The sequence below is a fragment of the Kutzneria chonburiensis genome, from assembly GCF_028622115.1.
Lineage (GTDB): Bacteria > Actinomycetota > Actinomycetes > Mycobacteriales > Pseudonocardiaceae > Kutzneria > Kutzneria chonburiensis.
This window is the reverse complement of sequence record NZ_CP097263.1, coordinates 7,912,722-7,928,077: the sequence shown is the minus strand read 5'-3', so window position 1 is coordinate 7,928,077 and position 15,356 is coordinate 7,912,722. Positions and strand designations below refer to the sequence as shown.

Below are 15,356 nucleotides of genomic sequence, written 5' to 3'. Positions count from 1 at the left end.
TTCGATGGCTGTACGGGCACGTGGGCGGGCGCTACGGCGGTGCTGGGCCGGCGCGGGCGGCCAGCTCCCGGCGGGACGGGTGCGGGTTCATCGCGACCAGCTGGCCGCGCCGGTGGCCGCGGGTGACCTGCCGGGTGCACGGCCGGCCGACCGCGGCCAGGCAGCTCGGGCACTGCACGGCCAGCGCCTCGACGCCGTCGACCGGCGGCGGCCGGCGCCAGCCGAGCCGGGCGGCCAGCTGGTCGACGATGGCCCGGACGTGGCTGGGGGCGGCCGGCGCCGCGGGCGGCAGCTCCGGCACGCGGGGCGGCTGCTGGCGGCCGGCGCGGATGCGGGCGTCCACGTGGCCGGGCATGATCCACGCCGCGGTGGTCGCGTAGTGCTGGCGAATCGCCTCGTTGGCCTCGGCGAATGTCCAGCGCCCGCGGGTCGCGGCGTCGGTCCAGGCGGCCAGGTCGGCGTCCCCGGGGCGGCGGTGGTCGTAGGCCATGCAGGTGGCCAGCAGCGCCCGGACCTCCAGTTCCCTCACGACTCACCACCCGGTAGGGCGCGCAGGTTCGGCCCGCCGCGGCCGAGGAACTGGGCGATGTTGGCATCGGTCGCGCTGGTGTAGCCGCGGCCGTTGGTGCGGCGTGCGGCCTCGGCGTTGGCCTTGCGCATCCAGTACCGCCAGGCCGCCGTCCAGTCCGCTTTCACCGCCCTGGCACCGGAAGCCGCCCGCCAGTAGTCGACGAAGGTTGCCGTCTCGGCCGAGCCGACCAGCGGCGTGTTCTCCCGCGCCCAGCTGATCATGGCGTCGGTGGCGGCGAAGTCGTCGGGGATGCGGGTGCCGCGCTTGGGGGTCCAGAACACGAAGTGTTCTGGGGGTTTTCTCTTTAACGGGACGGGACGGGACGGGGCGCTTGGACACCACCCTGGACTCCTCGGTGGAGTCCACGGTGGAGTCCACCGAGGAGTCCACGGTGGACACATCCGGGACTTTGTGGGCCTTACGCTGCTGGGCCTTGGTGCGCCGCCACCGTTCCCGCTCCGCCATCACGTCGGACTTCGTGGGGTTCCAGTCGCCCCAGTCATGGAATACATAGCCTTGCTCACCATCGTGTCGCGCGCGCTTCCACAGCCGCACCTTGACCAGCTTCGCGGCGTAGAACTCGCCCTCGTCGTAGCCCCGGACGATCTCGGCCGGCACGAACCCATCGGACAGCGTGCGGGCCGACCAGATGCCGCACAGCGTCCACACGCCGACCGCGCCGACCTTGTGCTCGCCGAGCTGGCGAACCTTGCGGCTGTCCGGGAACGCGTCGTCCACCCGAAACCACACTGTCTGTTGCCCCCTTTGCTGGTGGACGTCGTCGAACTCGTAGGCGGCGGTCACGACGGCCGCCGGGTGGCGTCGGCTTCGTCGCGTTCGCGCCACATCAGCGCGTGCTGGTCGCACAGCTCCAGCACCGGGCCGTGGGGGTGGCGGCGTCGGTGTCGGGCCTGGCGGCGGGGCGGGCACTGGCCGTGCTTCTCGTGCTGAACCTGCGCGCACTCCTGGCACGGGCGCGGCTTCTGCACCCGGACCGGTGTCCACTTGGCGACCTGGCCGGCCGCCAGCCGGTTGGCGGCGGTGGCCAACGTGGTGCTCAGCTCGGTGGGCTCGGGCTTCGGCTTGTCGAACAGGGTCACGCTGCGCCGCCCCGCTGCTCGGGGTGCGGGTCGGCCAGCACCCACTCCGCGCCCGGGGCCATCCACACCGCGCGCCAGCGCCACACCCGCCACAGCAGCGGGTCGTGGTAGGACGGGACGAGGAAGCCTTGGCCGTAGGACCATGCGGGGTGGTGGTGGATCCACTGGTGGCACCGGTCGTGCAGGGCCAACAGGTTGGCCAGGCTGTCCTTGCCGCCCTGGGCCCGCAGCTGCCGGTGGTGGCATTCCCACCGGTCCTCGCTCAGCGGGCGGCGGCACAGGTCGCACCCGTAGGCGGACCGATCGATGATCGAGGCGCGCAGGATCGGGTCCATGCGGGGGCGCTTGAGTCGGCGGGGAACAGGCCGGCGCGGCAACGGGTTGCGGGTCACCGGGTGCCCCCGGTCTCCACGCCGTACATCATCCGCACCGACGCCCCGACCGACTGCCACGCCCGCAGTTCCGCCTCGACCGCCTTGGCGGTGCGCTCCGCGTGGCGGAACGCCAGCTCCGCGTCATCGGCGGCAGCGCGTTCGCCGGCCGTGTCGATCTCCGCGGCGTAGCGGCGTTCGTGCGCCGGGCCGTCGCTGTGCTTGTAGGCCAAGGCGTAGGCCAGGTCGTAGTCCCGGCGTGCCTTGCGGGCGGCGGCCTCGGCGTTGGACACGATGACGACGCCGCGGTGGATGCGGTCGGCGCAGGTGCGGATGGCCTGCTCGATCTGGACGGGGTTGAGCGGGGTCACCAGACGCACCGCCAGCACACGTAGTCGCCCATGGGATCGCGGCCGAACTCGTCGTCCTCCTGGATCTTGCCGCCGCACCGCGCGCATTCGGTCGGGTCCGGCCTCGCTGTGGCGAGCCGGTGGTCGTTGTCGTCGGGAAGGTCAGGCAGCCGCAGGCAGAACGCGCACCACTCCGGCACCATGTCGTGCACGCAGCGGGTCATGACGGACCGAACCGGGCTATGGGCATGGACGGGTTCCAGCGCATCGCGTCGCCGGACCCGTAGGCCACGGTCTCCCGCTTGGCATCCGACAGCAGCTGCACCAGGCACACGCACGCGTCGTCGGCGCAGTCCTCGCCGTCCACCTTCAACTCGAAGATGTGGTTGGCCCAGGGCGACGGCTCGGGTGTGTAGAGGTCGGCGTCGTACAGGTCCGGGTCGTACAGGTGGTCAATGCCGGTGCCGCACATGATGCATTCGCCGGTGTCGCAGAAGGCGCAGTCGATCACGCCGCCCCCTCGGCCGGCTTCCAGCCGCGCACCGCGGCCAGGAACTCCGCCAGCACCGCGGGGCTGGCGGCCCGGATGTCGGTGTTCATGCTGCGCGCGAACACCGCTTCGACGTCGTCGAGGGCGTAGCCCTTGGCCGTGGCCTCGGTGGCGATGCTGGCGCGCAGGGTGGCCGCCTCGTCGGTGTCGGCCAGCGGGTCGGCCGCCTCGTCGGCGGGCTCGCCGGCGCCGGCGCCGGACGCGCCCCACAGGTCCAGGGCGACCCCGAACCTCATGCCCGAGTTGCGGATGCCGTCGCCGATGGCCTCCTTGACCGCGTCGGGGCCGGACTTGCCGTCGGCCGCGCCGTAGCCGATGCGGGTCACCCCGGCGATGGTCAACCTGATCCACAGCCCGCCGTTGCCGTCGAACAGCGGCAGCCCGTGCGCGTCGAGCGCCAGCGGCTCCCACGTCCACTCCGGATCCACCGCCAGCAGCCGATCGGTCACCTCAGCGTGGCCGACGTAATCCAGGTGGATGTGAGCGGAGGTGATGAACGACGCGCAGACCCCGCACCGGGCCTTGCGGTGGTTGCCACAGACCCGGCCTTGCGCGTGCGCGCACGCCCGGCACGTCACCCGCGGCAACTTGCCGATCACGTTGGCAGGGAACGGCTTACGCAGTTCCTTGGCCTGTTCCGGGGTCATGCCGCACCCCGGGCAGCTCGGGGCGCAGCGTGCCGTCCAGCCGGACCTTGCCCGAGGCGAGCAGCTCGGCCAGCACCGGCAGCGCCTCGGCGTCGATGCGGGTCGACACGGTGCCAGTGGCGGTCGTGACGGTGACGCCGGGGACGTCCAGCTCTCCGCCCGGTCCCACCGGCTGTTTGGCCGCCTCCGACGTGCGCAGCACCTCGGCCAGCGCCCACGGCAGCACCGCCTGGTGGTGGCGCAGCACGTGCGGGGCGTAGGTGCGCAGCGCGGCAATGGCGGTGTCCATCATGGACGGCACGATGGTTGCGCCGTGCTCGACGCGGTCGGGCCAGTGGGCGTCCATCCACGCTGTGAACGCCTCGACGTCGGTCACCTCGGCCACCGGCTTCGGCGCGGACTTGGTGATGGTGCCCAACACTTCGCCGCCGGGGCCGAGCGCGGTCACCCGGTCGCGGGCGTCCAGCGCGGCGCCGGCCTTGGCGCGCAGCTCCCGCACCGCCGGATTGATCTTGTCGGCCACGAACTTCAGCACCACCATGGCCAACGCCAAGGACTTCGGGTCATCAGTCACGGGGTGCCTCCCGCCACGCGCGTAGCTCCTCGTCGTAGCGCTCGTGTGCGCCGCGGTGGCCCAGCTCCTCGGACAAGATCCGGTCCACACGCCGGGACGCGTGCCGCATGAGGAAGAACAGGGCCAGGGACAGACCGGCCACGGTGAGGACCAGAAACCCAATCAGGACAACGGCTGTCACGCTCACGGTGCGATCACCGTTGCCGAGTAGATGCCGAACATGGCCGCCAGCAACCCGACCACGCCCACGATGCCGTGCTCGGCGCAGAACGCGTTCATGACGTCGACCACCGCGGCGTGGTCGTGGTTCAGCTCCGCGGTCAGCACCCGCATGGCGGCCAGGTCGCACGGCGGGGCGTCGTCCACGGTGCCCATCAGCGGGACCAGGCCCCAGAACCCGCCGGGCTGGGGGTGGTTCTGGCAGCGCAGGGCGTCCGCGGTGACCATGGCCCCGCTGGTGACCAGGTAGCACAGCCGCCACGCGGCGGCCTCGCACTCGTGCTTGTCGGTGTCGCAGTCGTGGCGCATGAACGCGTTGAGCGTGTCGGCGGCGGCGTCGTGGTGGCCGGCCAGCCGGGCATCGGCCACCCGCGTGAACACCTCGGCGGCTTCCATGGCCTGCTCGATCGAGTCCGGGTACATGTTCACGCCGCGCCGTCCACAGTGGCCTCCGCCAGCAGCGGGACGCACTTCCACTCCACCCGCTCCACGGTCTCGGTCACCTCGACCGTCGGGACGTTGGCCAGCGCGTCGGGGTCGGGCACGTGGCGGGTGACGGTGTCCACGCCCAACACGACCCGTTCGCACACACGGGTGCGGATGGCCAGGGCGTGCGCGGTGACCGCGCCGAAGTCCAGGCCGATGCTGTAGGTGTCGCCATAGGCGGTCTTGGACACGGTCGCGCCGTGCGCTAGGCCGGCGCGGGCGATGTCGGCCAGTTGCTTGGCGTCCAGCGCCCACCAGATGTTCAGGGCGCGCATGTAGGTCGAGGTGCCCAACAGGTCCGGGTTGGACTCGATCAGGTCGGCCAACGCGCGCAGGCCGGCGACCTGCGCGGCGGCGTTCTCCTTGAGAGACACGGGAACTCCAGGAAAAGGTGTGTGGTCAGGACGCCGACGACGTGGCCGTGTCGCGGGCCGCGGCCAGGAACTGCTGTCCGGCGGCGGTCAGGCGGACATGTCGGCGGCGGTAGTACGGGGTCAGCACGGGGCCAAGCGACACCAGCTCGTCGCCAGCGGCGTGATCGAGGGCGGCACGTTCGGCGGCGTCGAGGCGGGAACCGTTGGCGTGGCCCCACCCTTCGATGCGGCCCCAGCAGCCGGGCCACCAGACGACGGCGTCCACGCGCACCATGTCCAGCACGTGCGCGACCAGGTCGCGCATAGCCGACGACAGCTCAGGGCTACGGCCGGGGGTGTTCACCGTCGCCCCCTTCGGCTGTGTCAGGCTGGTGGGGCGCGGGCTGTTCGGGGCAGTCCGGGCGGGGTCGCCGCGTCGGGACGACGACCCCGCCCAGCGGCGCACTGGGGCGGAGAATGCTCGCCAGGGCGTCGCGGGCGGCCGGCACCAACGGGGGCGCGTGGTCCACCAGCCGCCGCGCGGCGGCCAGCGTCTCGGGGTTGACCATCACGCCGCCTCGTTGCCCGGCAAGGGAAACTCGGGGTTCTCCAGCTCGGGCGGGTCAGCGACCGCCCGCAGGTAGGTGCCGCACGTGACCAGGTCCGGGTACAGCTCGACCAGGTCGGCCAGCGCGCGCAGCGCGGCGGCGTGCTTGGACGGGTTGCGTTTGGCTTCCAGGATGCTGATGGGACAGCCCAGGATGGCGGCCACCTTCGGCAGCAGCCGCGGCCCGGCCGATCGGGTGCCGGCCTCCATCTGGCACAGCGTGGTGGGCAGGATTCCCAGTTCTCGCGCCAATTCCTGCTGCTTCCATCCCTTCGCCAGCCGCGCCCAACGCAGCGCCTCGGGGTCGTGGTGAAGGCGTACCGGGGACTTCTTCGTGGTTGGCATCTCGGCCATGGCGCTAGAACTTAGATGGAACTTTGATCGGTCCGCTAGAACGTTGGCGGCACTTGATTGGAACTTCACTCGGTCGAGTAGTCGACTTGGACCGAAGTTGCCTACTACCGTGACGCGGTGCGGAATCCATCGCCGTGGGGCGCTCTGATCAGGGAAGCCCGCCTGGCCAGAGGCATATCCAGCCCCGAACAGGCCGCTTTAGCCGCGGTCGAGTACGGCTACAAAATCACTGGCAAGGCATGGCGGCACACCGAAGACGGTTGGCGCACCGTGGAAGGCCGGCCTACGCGGGTCGAGGGGCGCGGCAAGACCATTGCGGCGATGGCGGAAGTGGCCGGCCTGAAGCCGGACCAGCTGCGCGCCCTGGACGTTGCACCCGAGTGGAACAGCGGCGTGCACCTGGCCGCCGCCCGGTACCTGGAGCAGACGCTGGACGCCCGCGACGCGCCCGCCGTGACCAGCGCGCACGAGCAGTGGATACGGGATGCCCGCGCCCAATTCGACACCGTCGGCGCGTTCATGCAGTGGGTGTTGACGGTGAGCGGAGACCTACGGGGAGGGCAGTGATGACCGACAAGGCGACGCTGGGCGTCCTGGTGGGCACCGTGGCCGCGGTGTGCGCCGGCCGCCGTGCCGTGGGCAAGGCGATCGATTGGCACGACGCGATGGCCCGCCGGGTCGACGGCCTGACGGCCCGCCTCGACGACGTCGAAGCCGAGCTGGACCTGGACATCCCGGCACCCCGGACATGACACCGCCCCGGCGGCCAGCGTGTGCTGACCGCCGGGGCGGTAGGTGGTGCGTGGCCGCCTAAGCCGCAGCGGGTTCGGCGTTGCGCCAGCGCACAATCACCCGGCTTGGGTCGGTCAGGGGCACCTTACGCCCGCGCCCCACCTGCCCGACGCGGATCTCCGCCACGGTCCGGATCACCTCACGCAGGCCGGCCAGGGACAGCTCCTCCAGCCGCTCGGCGATGTCGCCCAGGCGGTCGTCCGGGGTGAGCAGCCCCCGCAAGGTCGCCGGCACCGACGCCATGCGGGCCTCGGCCTCCAGCCTCTCCACCTCCTCGCGCTTGGCCTGGCTGATCTCGGCGTAGTCGGCCAGGGACAACTTGGAGTCCTTGGCCAACTGCTTGGCCTCGGTGATCTCCTGCCCCAACTGCCTGATCTTCGCGCGGAGCTGGCCAATCGCCTTGTTGTCGGTGGGATTGGTCGCGATGGCCTCGAACAGGTCCGGCCGGGACAACCGGTCGGTGACGATGGCCAACGCGAACTCGTCCAACCCGTCGGCATCGATGGACACGTGGTTCTTCCGGCACTTGTAGACCCGGACCGGCCCCCGCTTGCGCTTCATCGTGTTGACCCTCACCCGGCCGTCGCACACGTCGCACACGGCCAGGTTGCCCATGACGTGCACGGCCGACCCCGGGATGTACTTGTCCTTGCGGTGCGGCTGGCGCTTGGGGTCCGACAGCACCCGCTGCACGGCCCAGAACAGTTCCGGGGACACCAGCGTGGGACTGTCCACCTCGTACACCAGGCCGTTGTAGACGCGCTCGGCGATGTAGATCCGGCGCTTGGCCATCTGCACGACGGACGCCGGGGTCCACGTCCCGCCCTGCGGCGCCGGCACGCCCGCCTCGTTCAGCTCCTTGGTGATCATGGTTGCGCTGATGTGCTTGGCGAACCGCACGAAGATGCCGTGCACGATGGGTGCCTCGTCGGGGCTGGCGTACTGGCCCAGCAACGCCTTCGTACGCGGGTGGTACTCCCGGTACAGCCCGTACGCCGCCTTGCCGGCCGGCAGGCCCATCTCGGCGGCCGTCAGCATCCCCGACCGCACGCGGGTGCTGATCATGTCGCTTTCGGACGTGCTGTTGACCCCGTCGTCCGCCAGCGTGCGCCAGTCGTCGGCGTTGCGGACGTCGTAGGTCTTGTTCCGGCTGGTGATGTGGATCAACACGCCGAGGTCCCGGCAGGTGTTGAGCAACCGCGCCCAGCGCTCCAGCTCACGGCCGCCGCGGCTGGACTCCCACAACATCAGCACCTGGACACGGCCGGCCTCCAGGTCGGCCAGCAGCCGCCCCCAGTCCTTGCGCTCCTTCTTGGCGAACCTCGACGCGCTGATCGAGTTGTCGGTGTAGGTGTCGAACACCTGCCACCCGTGGCTGTCGACGGCCTTGCGGTTCGCGACGTTCTGCCGCTTGACCGACCGCTCGTCCTGGCGGCGGTCGTCGCTCACCCGGTCGTAGATGGCCACCCAGATGACGTCCGCCGCGGTGCGGGTCAGCATCGGGTTGGCGGCGTCGGTGATCAGCTGCGTCACTGCGCACCCCCGACCACGTCCAGGAGCTTGGCGACCTCGCCGTTGACCAATTCCAGCATCTGCTCCAGGTGCCGCACGTGGTCGACGGGCATCGGCTTGGCGTCCAGCACGCCATCGGCGTGCGCGCGGACCGCCTGCCCGATGCCGGCCAGGTTCTCCTCCAGCCGCTCCAACTCGGCGCGCACCCGCTTGGCGGTCGCCGCGCGCCGGCCAGCTGCCCGACCCGCCATTGCCCGAATCCTCAGCGCCGACGGCTCGGCCGACAGCGTGTAGGTGCCGGCGACCTCGAACCTGGCTGGACCCGTGAACTCCTCGGGCTGGTAGACGCGCCCGTGCGACACGATGTGCACCGGCGTGCCGTGCGTCAGGCAGGCGGTCACCAGCGCGGCGCAGTCCTCGCCCAGCCGGGGCAGGTCGGACAGCACCACGGCGGCCACGTTCCCGGCGGCGACCTCGCACAGCATGTCGGCCCAGCGCGGCCCGCGGTTCCTGCTGAAGCCGTCGCCGTCGTGGTACTCGACGACGTTGGTCAGGCCGTTGACGTCGCAGTACCGGCGCAGCCCCTCCGGCAGGTAGGCACTGCTGCGAGCGCTGCTGTACTGGGCGGTGGTGGCGGTCGTCGTGGTCATGCCCGCCCCCGCGCGCCGAGCCCGGCAGGGTCTGGTGGTCGGCGTCGCCCATGGACACCAGGTAGGTCACGTGGTCGTCTACATCGCTCGGCGTGCCGTCGAAGCCGCAGGCGTATGGGCAGGCGGTCAGCGGGCCGTTGGAACTTGCCCGGTTCTTGCCGCCGTCGCCGGGCGGCTCGGCGGCCGTGACGTCGCCCACAGCGCGCTCGGTGGTGATCTCCAGGTAGCGGCCGAAGTTGCCCGTGAGCTGGTAGTTGCGGTCGCCGTCGGCGACGTACAGCGCGACGTCGTGTAGGGCGCACGCCTTGGTGAGGCCGATCCACTCGTTGATGTCGACCGGCTTGCGGTCCAGGACGGCGAGACCGACGGCGCCGGCCGCCACGGTGAACACGAAGTCAGCCCAGGACGGCCGGACGTCAGCCTTCGGCAGCTGGCCGTGGTCGTGGAACTCGCCGATCAGCGACCAGCCGTAGGCCGCGCAGTACTGGCGGGCGTCGGCGGTCTGGCGCTGGACGCTCAGCGGGACCCGGGTACCGGGCGACTGGTAGTACAGGACGGCGGCTGATTCCGCCGGTGCGTCCATCACCGGCGGAATCACCGCCAAGGCAACCCGGAAGCTCTCCTCGTACTGCCCACCCGACTGTGACGCCCAGTAGGCGGCCTGGTCGGTGATCGATTCGTGGAGCGGGTGGAACTCGCCGGCCTGGTCGGTCACGGCCACCGGCCAGGCCCCGACGAGGATCCCGACGATTCCCTCGGTCGGCACGTACAGGACGTCGCCGTCCTGGATCTCGTCGAGGCACTGGCTGGCCCCGTACGCCTCCTCGCTGCTGAAGAAGACGTGGACGCCGACGGCCTGTTTTGCCTCGTCAGAGGCGTTGTGTGTGGTCATGCCCCCGAGACTGGGGGCCTAGATGATTGGCAAGACAACGCCAGTAAGGGGCCCTTCCTGACGTTGAACGCCAGGATCGGTCCCTTGATCTTGGGGTGGCGGTCAAATGGTGATGATGGACATCGGGCGGTCGACGTCGTCGACCGCCCACATCAGCTCCAGGGCGTTGACCTCGGTGGTCACCACGATGGCCCGGTAGGCCACGGCGGTCGCCGCCACCACCGCGTCGAGCCGGCTGGCCTTGCCGTTGAGGGCGAAGTCGATCATGTACTCGTTGATCACGCCGGCATCGTCGTGCCAGTCCGTCTTGCACGCTGTGAGCACTGTGGTCGGTTCCTTGCCGCCGAGCCGGGTGCGCAGCTCGGTGCGGACCGCCGACGGCACGATCAGCCGGCACTCGTCGAGCAGGAAGCACTTGTGCAGGGCCATGAACTTGCGGTCGTTGTTCAGCGCCGCCTGCAACGCGCCGACCGCGTAGACCACCGGCGGCCGGAATTTGCCGGTCACTGCTGCGTCGAATCTTCTTGGGGCGGCCGCAGCCGGGCGCGGGCGGCCTCGATGGCCTCGTCCGCGCCGGCCATCTCCGGTCTGGTCAGCGGGCTGTGCCGGCTTTCCCAGTACTCCATCGCCGTCAGCCCCTCCTGGTTGAGCACATGGTGCTCAACGATTCGGGTGACGTAGCTGGCCAACGCCAGCCGCGCGTCGTCGGCCAGCTCCTGGACCCGGGGTGCCAGGTCCTCGGGCAGCGTGATCGTCACTCGCTTGCTCGGCACGCCGAACAGTATGGCGGCCCAAGGCGAACGCCGGGTGCACGCCATACCAATGGGCGGTCGGATGTAGCCGTTCAGCGCCGTCGCAGCCAGGCCACGATCACGATGAGCAGCAGCGCCGCCCCGATCAGCACCGCCGCCCGCTTGGCCACCGGCGCCCCGGCCACGTCGAGCAGGTCGAGGGGTTCGGACGACGCCGGCGCCGCGGCCGGTCGTTCGGATCCGGCCGGTTCGGCGGCGGACGTGGGTTCGGCCTCGGCGACGGGTTCCGGGGCCAGCTTGTCGGCCAGGCATTCGGCGAACCGGTCCAGGATCTTGCCGCCGACCTCCGTGATCATGCCCCGGCCGAACTGGGCCGGCCGGCCGGTCACGGTGAGCTCGGTGACCACCGCGGCCACCGTGCCGTCGCCGTCCGGCGACAGGGTGACCTCGACGGTCGCCGAGGCGGTGCCATTGCCGCGGCTGTCCTTTCCGGATGCCTTGATCACCACACGCCGGGCGCCCGTGTCGATGGTGTCGAAAGCGCCGGTCCCCTTGTACAGCAACGCCACCGGCCCGAGTTTGACCTTGACGGTGCCGGCGAAGGACTCGCCGTCCACCGAGGTCAGCGTGGCCCCGGGCATGCACGGGGCCACGTGCTGCGGGTCGAGCAGCGCCGACCAGACCTCGTCGATCGGCGCTGCCACCCGGAACTGATGCTCCAACTGCACGCGTCAGCCCCCGACCGCAATCGCCAAGGCCCGTCCGGTGAGGACGCGGGCCAGCTGGCTCCGGTACTCGGCGCTGCCGTTGCCGTCGCTACCGGGACTGGTCCCCTCGGCGGCGTGCGCGGCCGCGGCCTGCAACACGTCCGCGCCGGCCGACTGTCCGATGAGGGCCTGCTCGACGCCGACCGCCCGTACCGGTACGGAGGCCATGTTGGTCAAGCCGATCCGGGCGTCGGTGATCGTGCCGCCGCTCAGCTGGAGCGAGACGCCGACCGCGACGATCGACCACGCCTGCGCGACCCGGTTGAACTTCTCGTAGTGCGACAGCCAACCGGTGCGCTTGGGGATCCGCACGGCCACCAGCAGCTCGTCCGGGGCCAGCGAGGTGGTGAAGTAGTCGACGAAGAACTCGCCGGCCGGAATCTCCCGCCGGCCGGCCGGGCCCTCGACCACCATGACGGCCTCCAGGGCCAGCGCCACCGCCGGCAGGTCGCCGGCCGGGTCGGCGTGGGCCAGTGAGCCGCCGAACGTGCCGCGGTGCCGAACCTGGGGATCGGCAACGGTTTCCGTGGCCCGGGCGAGCAGCGAGGCGTGGTCCTGGACCAGGTGATCACGGTGCACGTCGTAGTGCGTGGTCATGGCCCCGATGACCAGGTCGTCGCCGTCCTCGGTCACGCCGCGCAGCTCCGGCACCCGACCGAGGTCGACCACCATCGTCGGCGCGGCCAGCCGCATCCGTAGCACCGGCAGCAGGCTTTGCCCGCCGGCCAAGACCTTCGCGTCCTCGCCGGCCTCGGCAAGGGCCCGCACGGCTTCCTCCACAGTGGAGGGACGGGCGTACTCGAACGAGGAGGGAATCATCGGGAAGCTCCCTGAATCGCGCCCCACACCCGGTACGGCGTGCACGGCATCTCGATGTCGTTGACGCCCATGTGCCGCACGGCATCCACCACGGCGTTGACAACGGCCGGCGTGGAGGCGATGGTGCCGGCCTCGCCGACTCCCTTGACTCCCAACGGATTCGTCGTCGACGGCGTCTCGGTGCGATCGGTCACGAAGGACGGCAGGTCGGCCGCCGACGGCAGCAGGTAGTCGGCGAAGGTGCCGGTGGTGAGGGTGCCGTTCTCGTCGTGCACGGCCTCCTCGAACAGCGCCTGGGCGATGCCCTGGGCCAGACCGCCGTGCACCTGCCCCTCGACGATCAGCGGATTCACCACCTTGCCGACATCGTCGACGCAGACGTACTTGCGGATGGTGACCCGGCCGGTCTCGGTGTCCACTTCGGCCGCGCAGAGGTGGGTTCCGTGCGGGAACGAGAAGTTCTCCGGGTCGAAGGTGGCCTCCGAGTCCAGGCTGGGCTCGACGCCGTCGGGCAGGTCGTGCGCGGCGAACACGGCCAGTGCGATGTCGGTGATGGCGGTGCCCTTGTCGGTGCCACGCACGGAGAACCTGCCCTGGGCGAAGTCCAGGTCGTCCTCACTGCACTCCAGCATGTGCGCGGCTATCTTGCGCGCCTTGGCAATCACCTTGTCCGCTGCCTTCACGACGGCGATCGCGCCGACCGTCAGCGAGCGGGAACCGTAGGTGTCCATACCTTTGTGCGAGGACTGGGTGTCGCCGTGCAGCACTTCGACGTCCTCGAACGGCACGCCGAGCTGGTCGGCCACGATCTGGCTCCACGCCGTCTCGTGCCCCTGCCCGTGCGGCGAGGATCCGGTGACCACCTCGACCTTGCCGCTGGGCAGCATACGAATCGCCGCGTGTTCCCAACCACCTGCGCCGTAGGACAATGAGCCCAAAACCCGGGACGGGGCCAGGCCGCACATCTCGGTGAAAGTGGAGATACCGAGCCCCAATTGCACGGTGTCGCCGCGTTCCCGGCGTTCGAGTTGTTCCCGACGCAGACCGTCGTAGTCGAACAGCTCCTTGGCTTTTTCCGTTGCGGCTTCGTAGTTCCCCGAGTCGTAGGTCAAACCACAGACCGTGGTGAACGGGAATTCCTCGTGCCGGATCCAGTTCTTTTCCCGCACCACCATGGGATCCACGCCCAACTCGGCCGCCAGCTCGTCCATCATGCGCTCGATGGCGAAGGTGGCCTCGGGCCGGCCGGCGCCGCGGTAGGCGTCGGTCATCACCTTGTTGGTGAACACGTTGGTGCAGCTGAACCGATAGGCCGGGATCTTGTAGATGGCGTTGTACATGAACGCGCCGAGAATGGGGATGCCCGGCGTCACCAGGCTCAGGTACGCGCCCATGTCGGCCAGCAGGTCGACCTTGAGGCCGGTGATCAGGCCGTCGCGGGTGGCCGACATGGTCAGCCGCTGGATCTGGTCACGACCGTGGTGGGCGGCCGCCATCGCCTCGGAACGGCTCTCGGTGTACTTCACCGGCCTGCCCAGCCGCCGGGCCAGCAGGAAGACCAGCACCTCCTCCGGCGTGACCTGGAGCTTGCCGCCGAAGCCGCCGCCGACGTCCGGCGCGATCACCCGGACCTTGTGCTCGGGCACGCCCAGCGTCAGGGCCAGCATCAGCCGCAGGATGTGGGGGACCTGGGTGGCCGACCACAGCGTCGTCTGCTCGCCGGTCGGGTCGCACAGCACCGACCGCGGCTCCATGAACGCCGGGATCAGCCGCTGCTGCCGGTACTTGCGCTCGATGACGATCTCGCCCGCGGCGATGGCCTCGTCCACGCTGCCGCCGGTGCCGGCCTCGGCCGAGTCGAACACCCAGAGCGCGTTCTTGTTGGTGCCCAAGGATTCGTGCACGAGCGGCGCGCCGTCGGCGACCGCCGCTTCCATGTCCAGCACCACCGGCAACTCGTCGTAGTCGACGTCGATGGCCTCCAGGGCGTCGTGCGCCTCGGCCGACGACCGCGCGACGACGATCGCCACTGCCTCGCCGGCATAGTTCACGGTGTCGACGGCGATCGACGGGTGCGCCGGGGTTTTCATGTCGGGCGTGATGGCCCACGCGCACGGCAGACTGCCCTGCTCGGAGGCCAGATCCGCGCCCGTCACGACCGTCAGGACGCCGGACATCCCGCGAGCGGTTTCGGTGTCGATGGACGTGATCCGCGCGTGCGCCACCGGGCTGCGCAGGATGGCCATGTGCAGCAGGCCGGGCAACGTGATGTTGTCCGTCCAGCGGGTGCGGCCGGTGATCAGACGGGCGTCTTCCTTGCGCCGCCTGGACTTGCCGACCTCGGGCTCGGCGGTGGCGGTCATTCGCCACCTGCCACGGTCTCGGGTTCGCGGTCCGCTGCCGCGGTCGGCTTGAGCCGGTGCGCGGCGTCCTGGACCGCGCGCACGATGTTCTGGTACCCGGTGCAGCGGCAGAGGTTGCCCTCCAGGCCCTGCCGCACGGTCCGCTCGTCCGGATCGGGATCGTCGGCCAGCAGGTCGATGGCCTGCATGATCATGCCCGGCGTGCAGAAACCGCACTGCAGGGCGTGGTTGTCGTGGAACGCCTGCTGCACGGGATGCAGCTGGCCGTCCCGGGCCAGTCCCTCGATGGTGGTGACCTCGCAGCCGTCGGCCTGCACCGCCAGCATCGAGCACGACTTCACGCTGTGCCCGTCCACGTGCACCGTGCAGGCCCCGCAGTTGCTGGTGTCGCAGCCGACCACGGTGCCGGTCTTGCCCAGCGTCTCCCGCAGGTGGTGCACCAGCAGGGTGCGTGGCTCGACCTCGTCGGTGTAGCTCACCCCGTCCACGACCATGGTGATTCGCATGTCGCCTCCAGGCAGCACCGAACCCGGCGGGCGGCCCACCACCGCGTCGTGACCGGGCTCACAGCCCGAGCCTGCTCCGGTCGACCAGCCGAGACAACCCTTCGCGCAGATGCGGCAGCAC

General features: G+C 70.5%; 26 protein-coding genes. 4 read left to right on the top strand and 22 right to left on the bottom strand.

All coding sequences use genetic code 11. From position 1 onward, the window contains the following. Positions 1 to 31: 31 nt before the first annotated feature. The 14 genes from M3Q35_RS36750 to M3Q35_RS36685 form a co-directional block, all read right to left on the bottom strand. Entirely contained in the window at positions 32 to 529 is a 498-nt protein-coding gene (locus M3Q35_RS36750) for a zinc finger domain-containing protein (RefSeq protein WP_273937145.1), read from the bottom strand. After that, positions 526 to 852: a hypothetical protein gene (locus M3Q35_RS36745; RefSeq protein WP_273937144.1), complete on the bottom strand. Its 327-nt coding sequence runs from the start codon at positions 850 to 852 to the stop codon at positions 526 to 528. The genes M3Q35_RS36750 and M3Q35_RS36745 overlap by 4 nt, the downstream gene beginning before the upstream one ends. A 519-nt stretch (positions 853 to 1,371) precedes the next feature. Beyond that, positions 1,372 to 1,671 (bottom strand): hypothetical protein, encoded by a 300-nt coding sequence (locus M3Q35_RS36740; protein WP_273937143.1) that lies wholly within the window; start codon positions 1,669 to 1,671, stop codon positions 1,372 to 1,374. Further along, positions 1,668 to 2,006 carry an HNH endonuclease gene (locus tag M3Q35_RS36735; protein ID WP_273937142.1) on the bottom strand — a complete coding sequence of 113 codons (339 nt, stop codon included), beginning with the start codon at positions 2,004 to 2,006 and terminating at the stop codon, positions 1,668 to 1,670. Before M3Q35_RS36735 ends, M3Q35_RS36740 begins: the two co-directional genes overlap by 4 nt. A 53-nt stretch (positions 2,007 to 2,059) precedes the next feature. Next, positions 2,060 to 2,413, bottom strand: coding sequence for a hypothetical protein (locus M3Q35_RS36730; protein ID WP_273937141.1), 354 nt, complete (start codon positions 2,411 to 2,413; stop codon positions 2,060 to 2,062). Next, positions 2,410 to 2,616 carry a hypothetical protein gene (locus M3Q35_RS36725; protein ID WP_273937140.1) on the bottom strand — a complete coding sequence of 69 codons (207 nt, stop codon included), beginning with the start codon at positions 2,614 to 2,616 and terminating at the stop codon, positions 2,410 to 2,412. Before M3Q35_RS36725 ends, M3Q35_RS36730 begins: the two co-directional genes overlap by 4 nt. Next, complete coding sequence (locus M3Q35_RS36720; RefSeq protein ID WP_273937139.1) at positions 2,613 to 2,903, bottom strand: hypothetical protein; 291 nt, start codon at positions 2,901 to 2,903, stop codon at positions 2,613 to 2,615. Before M3Q35_RS36720 ends, M3Q35_RS36725 begins: the two co-directional genes overlap by 4 nt. Next, positions 2,900 to 3,589, bottom strand: coding sequence for a hypothetical protein (locus M3Q35_RS36715; protein WP_273937138.1), 690 nt, complete (start codon positions 3,587 to 3,589; stop codon positions 2,900 to 2,902). Before M3Q35_RS36715 ends, M3Q35_RS36720 begins: the two co-directional genes overlap by 4 nt. Then, a complete protein-coding gene (locus tag M3Q35_RS36710) occupies positions 3,558 to 4,163 on the bottom strand; it encodes a hypothetical protein (protein WP_273937137.1) in 606 nt (201 codons plus the stop codon). Before M3Q35_RS36710 ends, M3Q35_RS36715 begins: the two co-directional genes overlap by 32 nt. Beyond that, a complete protein-coding gene (locus tag M3Q35_RS36705) occupies positions 4,156 to 4,350 on the bottom strand; it encodes a hypothetical protein (protein ID WP_273937136.1) in 195 nt (64 codons plus the stop codon). The genes M3Q35_RS36710 and M3Q35_RS36705 overlap by 8 nt, the downstream gene beginning before the upstream one ends. Continuing rightward, positions 4,347 to 4,811, bottom strand: coding sequence for a hypothetical protein (locus tag M3Q35_RS36700; protein WP_273937135.1), 465 nt, complete (start codon positions 4,809 to 4,811; stop codon positions 4,347 to 4,349). The genes M3Q35_RS36705 and M3Q35_RS36700 overlap by 4 nt, the downstream gene beginning before the upstream one ends. Beyond that, the gene (locus M3Q35_RS36695) at positions 4,808 to 5,242 is read right to left on the bottom strand and encodes a hypothetical protein (RefSeq protein ID WP_273937134.1); all 435 of its coding nucleotides are present in this window, start codon (positions 5,240 to 5,242) and stop codon (positions 4,808 to 4,810) included. The genes M3Q35_RS36700 and M3Q35_RS36695 overlap by 4 nt, the downstream gene beginning before the upstream one ends. A 25-nt stretch (positions 5,243 to 5,267) precedes the next feature. Then, positions 5,268 to 5,585: a hypothetical protein gene (locus tag M3Q35_RS36690; protein ID WP_273937133.1), complete on the bottom strand. Its 318-nt coding sequence runs from the start codon at positions 5,583 to 5,585 to the stop codon at positions 5,268 to 5,270. Positions 5,586 to 5,789: 204 nt separating this feature from the next. Further along, entirely contained in the window at positions 5,790 to 6,182 is a 393-nt protein-coding gene (locus M3Q35_RS36685; protein ID WP_273937132.1) for a helix-turn-helix domain-containing protein, read from the bottom strand. Between the two features lie 321 nt (positions 6,183 to 6,503). Here M3Q35_RS36685 and M3Q35_RS36680 point away from each other — a divergent pair, with 321 nt between their 5' ends. Together M3Q35_RS36680 and M3Q35_RS36675 are read left to right on the top strand one after the other, a co-directional pair. Further along, the gene (locus M3Q35_RS36680; RefSeq protein WP_273937131.1) at positions 6,504 to 6,749 is read left to right on the top strand and encodes a hypothetical protein; all 246 of its coding nucleotides are present in this window, start codon (positions 6,504 to 6,506) and stop codon (positions 6,747 to 6,749) included. Then, a complete protein-coding gene (locus tag M3Q35_RS36675) occupies positions 6,749 to 6,934 on the top strand; it encodes a hypothetical protein (RefSeq protein WP_273937130.1) in 186 nt (61 codons plus the stop codon). Before M3Q35_RS36680 ends, M3Q35_RS36675 begins: the two co-directional genes overlap by 1 nt. Positions 6,935 to 6,992: 58 nt before the next feature. On the opposite strand, the gene M3Q35_RS36670 is transcribed toward M3Q35_RS36675, so the two are convergent. After that, positions 6,993 to 8,507, bottom strand: a complete 1,515-nt coding sequence (locus tag M3Q35_RS36670; protein WP_273937129.1) for a recombinase family protein — start codon at positions 8,505 to 8,507, stop codon at positions 6,993 to 6,995. After that, positions 8,504 to 9,136 (bottom strand): hypothetical protein, encoded by a 633-nt coding sequence (locus M3Q35_RS36665; RefSeq protein WP_273937128.1) that lies wholly within the window; start codon positions 9,134 to 9,136, stop codon positions 8,504 to 8,506. The genes M3Q35_RS36670 and M3Q35_RS36665 overlap by 4 nt, the downstream gene beginning before the upstream one ends. Between M3Q35_RS36665 and M3Q35_RS36660 the strand changes: the two genes are divergently transcribed. After that, positions 9,135 to 9,431: a hypothetical protein gene (locus M3Q35_RS36660; protein WP_273937127.1), complete on the top strand. Its 297-nt coding sequence runs from the start codon at positions 9,135 to 9,137 to the stop codon at positions 9,429 to 9,431. The genes M3Q35_RS36665 and M3Q35_RS36660 overlap by 2 nt on opposite strands. Before the next feature lie 373 nt (positions 9,432 to 9,804). Further along, a complete protein-coding gene (locus tag M3Q35_RS36655) occupies positions 9,805 to 10,050 on the top strand; it encodes a hypothetical protein (protein WP_273937126.1) in 246 nt (81 codons plus the stop codon). An 80-nt stretch (positions 10,051 to 10,130) separates the two neighbouring features. Here the strand turns inward: M3Q35_RS36655 and M3Q35_RS36650 are convergent, their stop codons facing one another. From M3Q35_RS36650 to M3Q35_RS36625, 6 genes are all read right to left on the bottom strand, one after another. After that, positions 10,131 to 10,535, bottom strand: a complete 405-nt coding sequence (locus M3Q35_RS36650) for a hypothetical protein (protein WP_273937125.1) — start codon at positions 10,533 to 10,535, stop codon at positions 10,131 to 10,133. After that, positions 10,532 to 10,801, bottom strand: coding sequence for a hypothetical protein (locus M3Q35_RS36645; protein ID WP_273937124.1), 270 nt, complete (start codon positions 10,799 to 10,801; stop codon positions 10,532 to 10,534). The genes M3Q35_RS36650 and M3Q35_RS36645 overlap by 4 nt, the downstream gene beginning before the upstream one ends. 71 nt (positions 10,802 to 10,872) lie before the next feature. Beyond that, on the bottom strand, positions 10,873 to 11,508 hold the full coding sequence (locus M3Q35_RS36640; protein WP_273937123.1) for an SRPBCC family protein: 636 nt from the start codon (positions 11,506 to 11,508) through the stop codon (positions 10,873 to 10,875). A 3-nt stretch (positions 11,509 to 11,511) separates the two neighbouring features. After that, positions 11,512 to 12,366 carry an FAD binding domain-containing protein gene (locus M3Q35_RS36635; RefSeq protein ID WP_273937122.1) on the bottom strand — a complete coding sequence of 285 codons (855 nt, stop codon included), beginning with the start codon at positions 12,364 to 12,366 and terminating at the stop codon, positions 11,512 to 11,514. Next, positions 12,363 to 14,729 carry a xanthine dehydrogenase family protein molybdopterin-binding subunit gene (locus M3Q35_RS36630; RefSeq protein ID WP_273937121.1) on the bottom strand — a complete coding sequence of 789 codons (2,367 nt, stop codon included), beginning with the start codon at positions 14,727 to 14,729 and terminating at the stop codon, positions 12,363 to 12,365. Before M3Q35_RS36630 ends, M3Q35_RS36635 begins: the two co-directional genes overlap by 4 nt. Beyond that, positions 14,726 to 15,235, bottom strand: a complete 510-nt coding sequence (locus tag M3Q35_RS36625; RefSeq protein ID WP_273937120.1) for a (2Fe-2S)-binding protein — start codon at positions 15,233 to 15,235, stop codon at positions 14,726 to 14,728. Before M3Q35_RS36625 ends, M3Q35_RS36630 begins: the two co-directional genes overlap by 4 nt. Positions 15,236 to 15,356 lie beyond the last annotated feature (121 nt).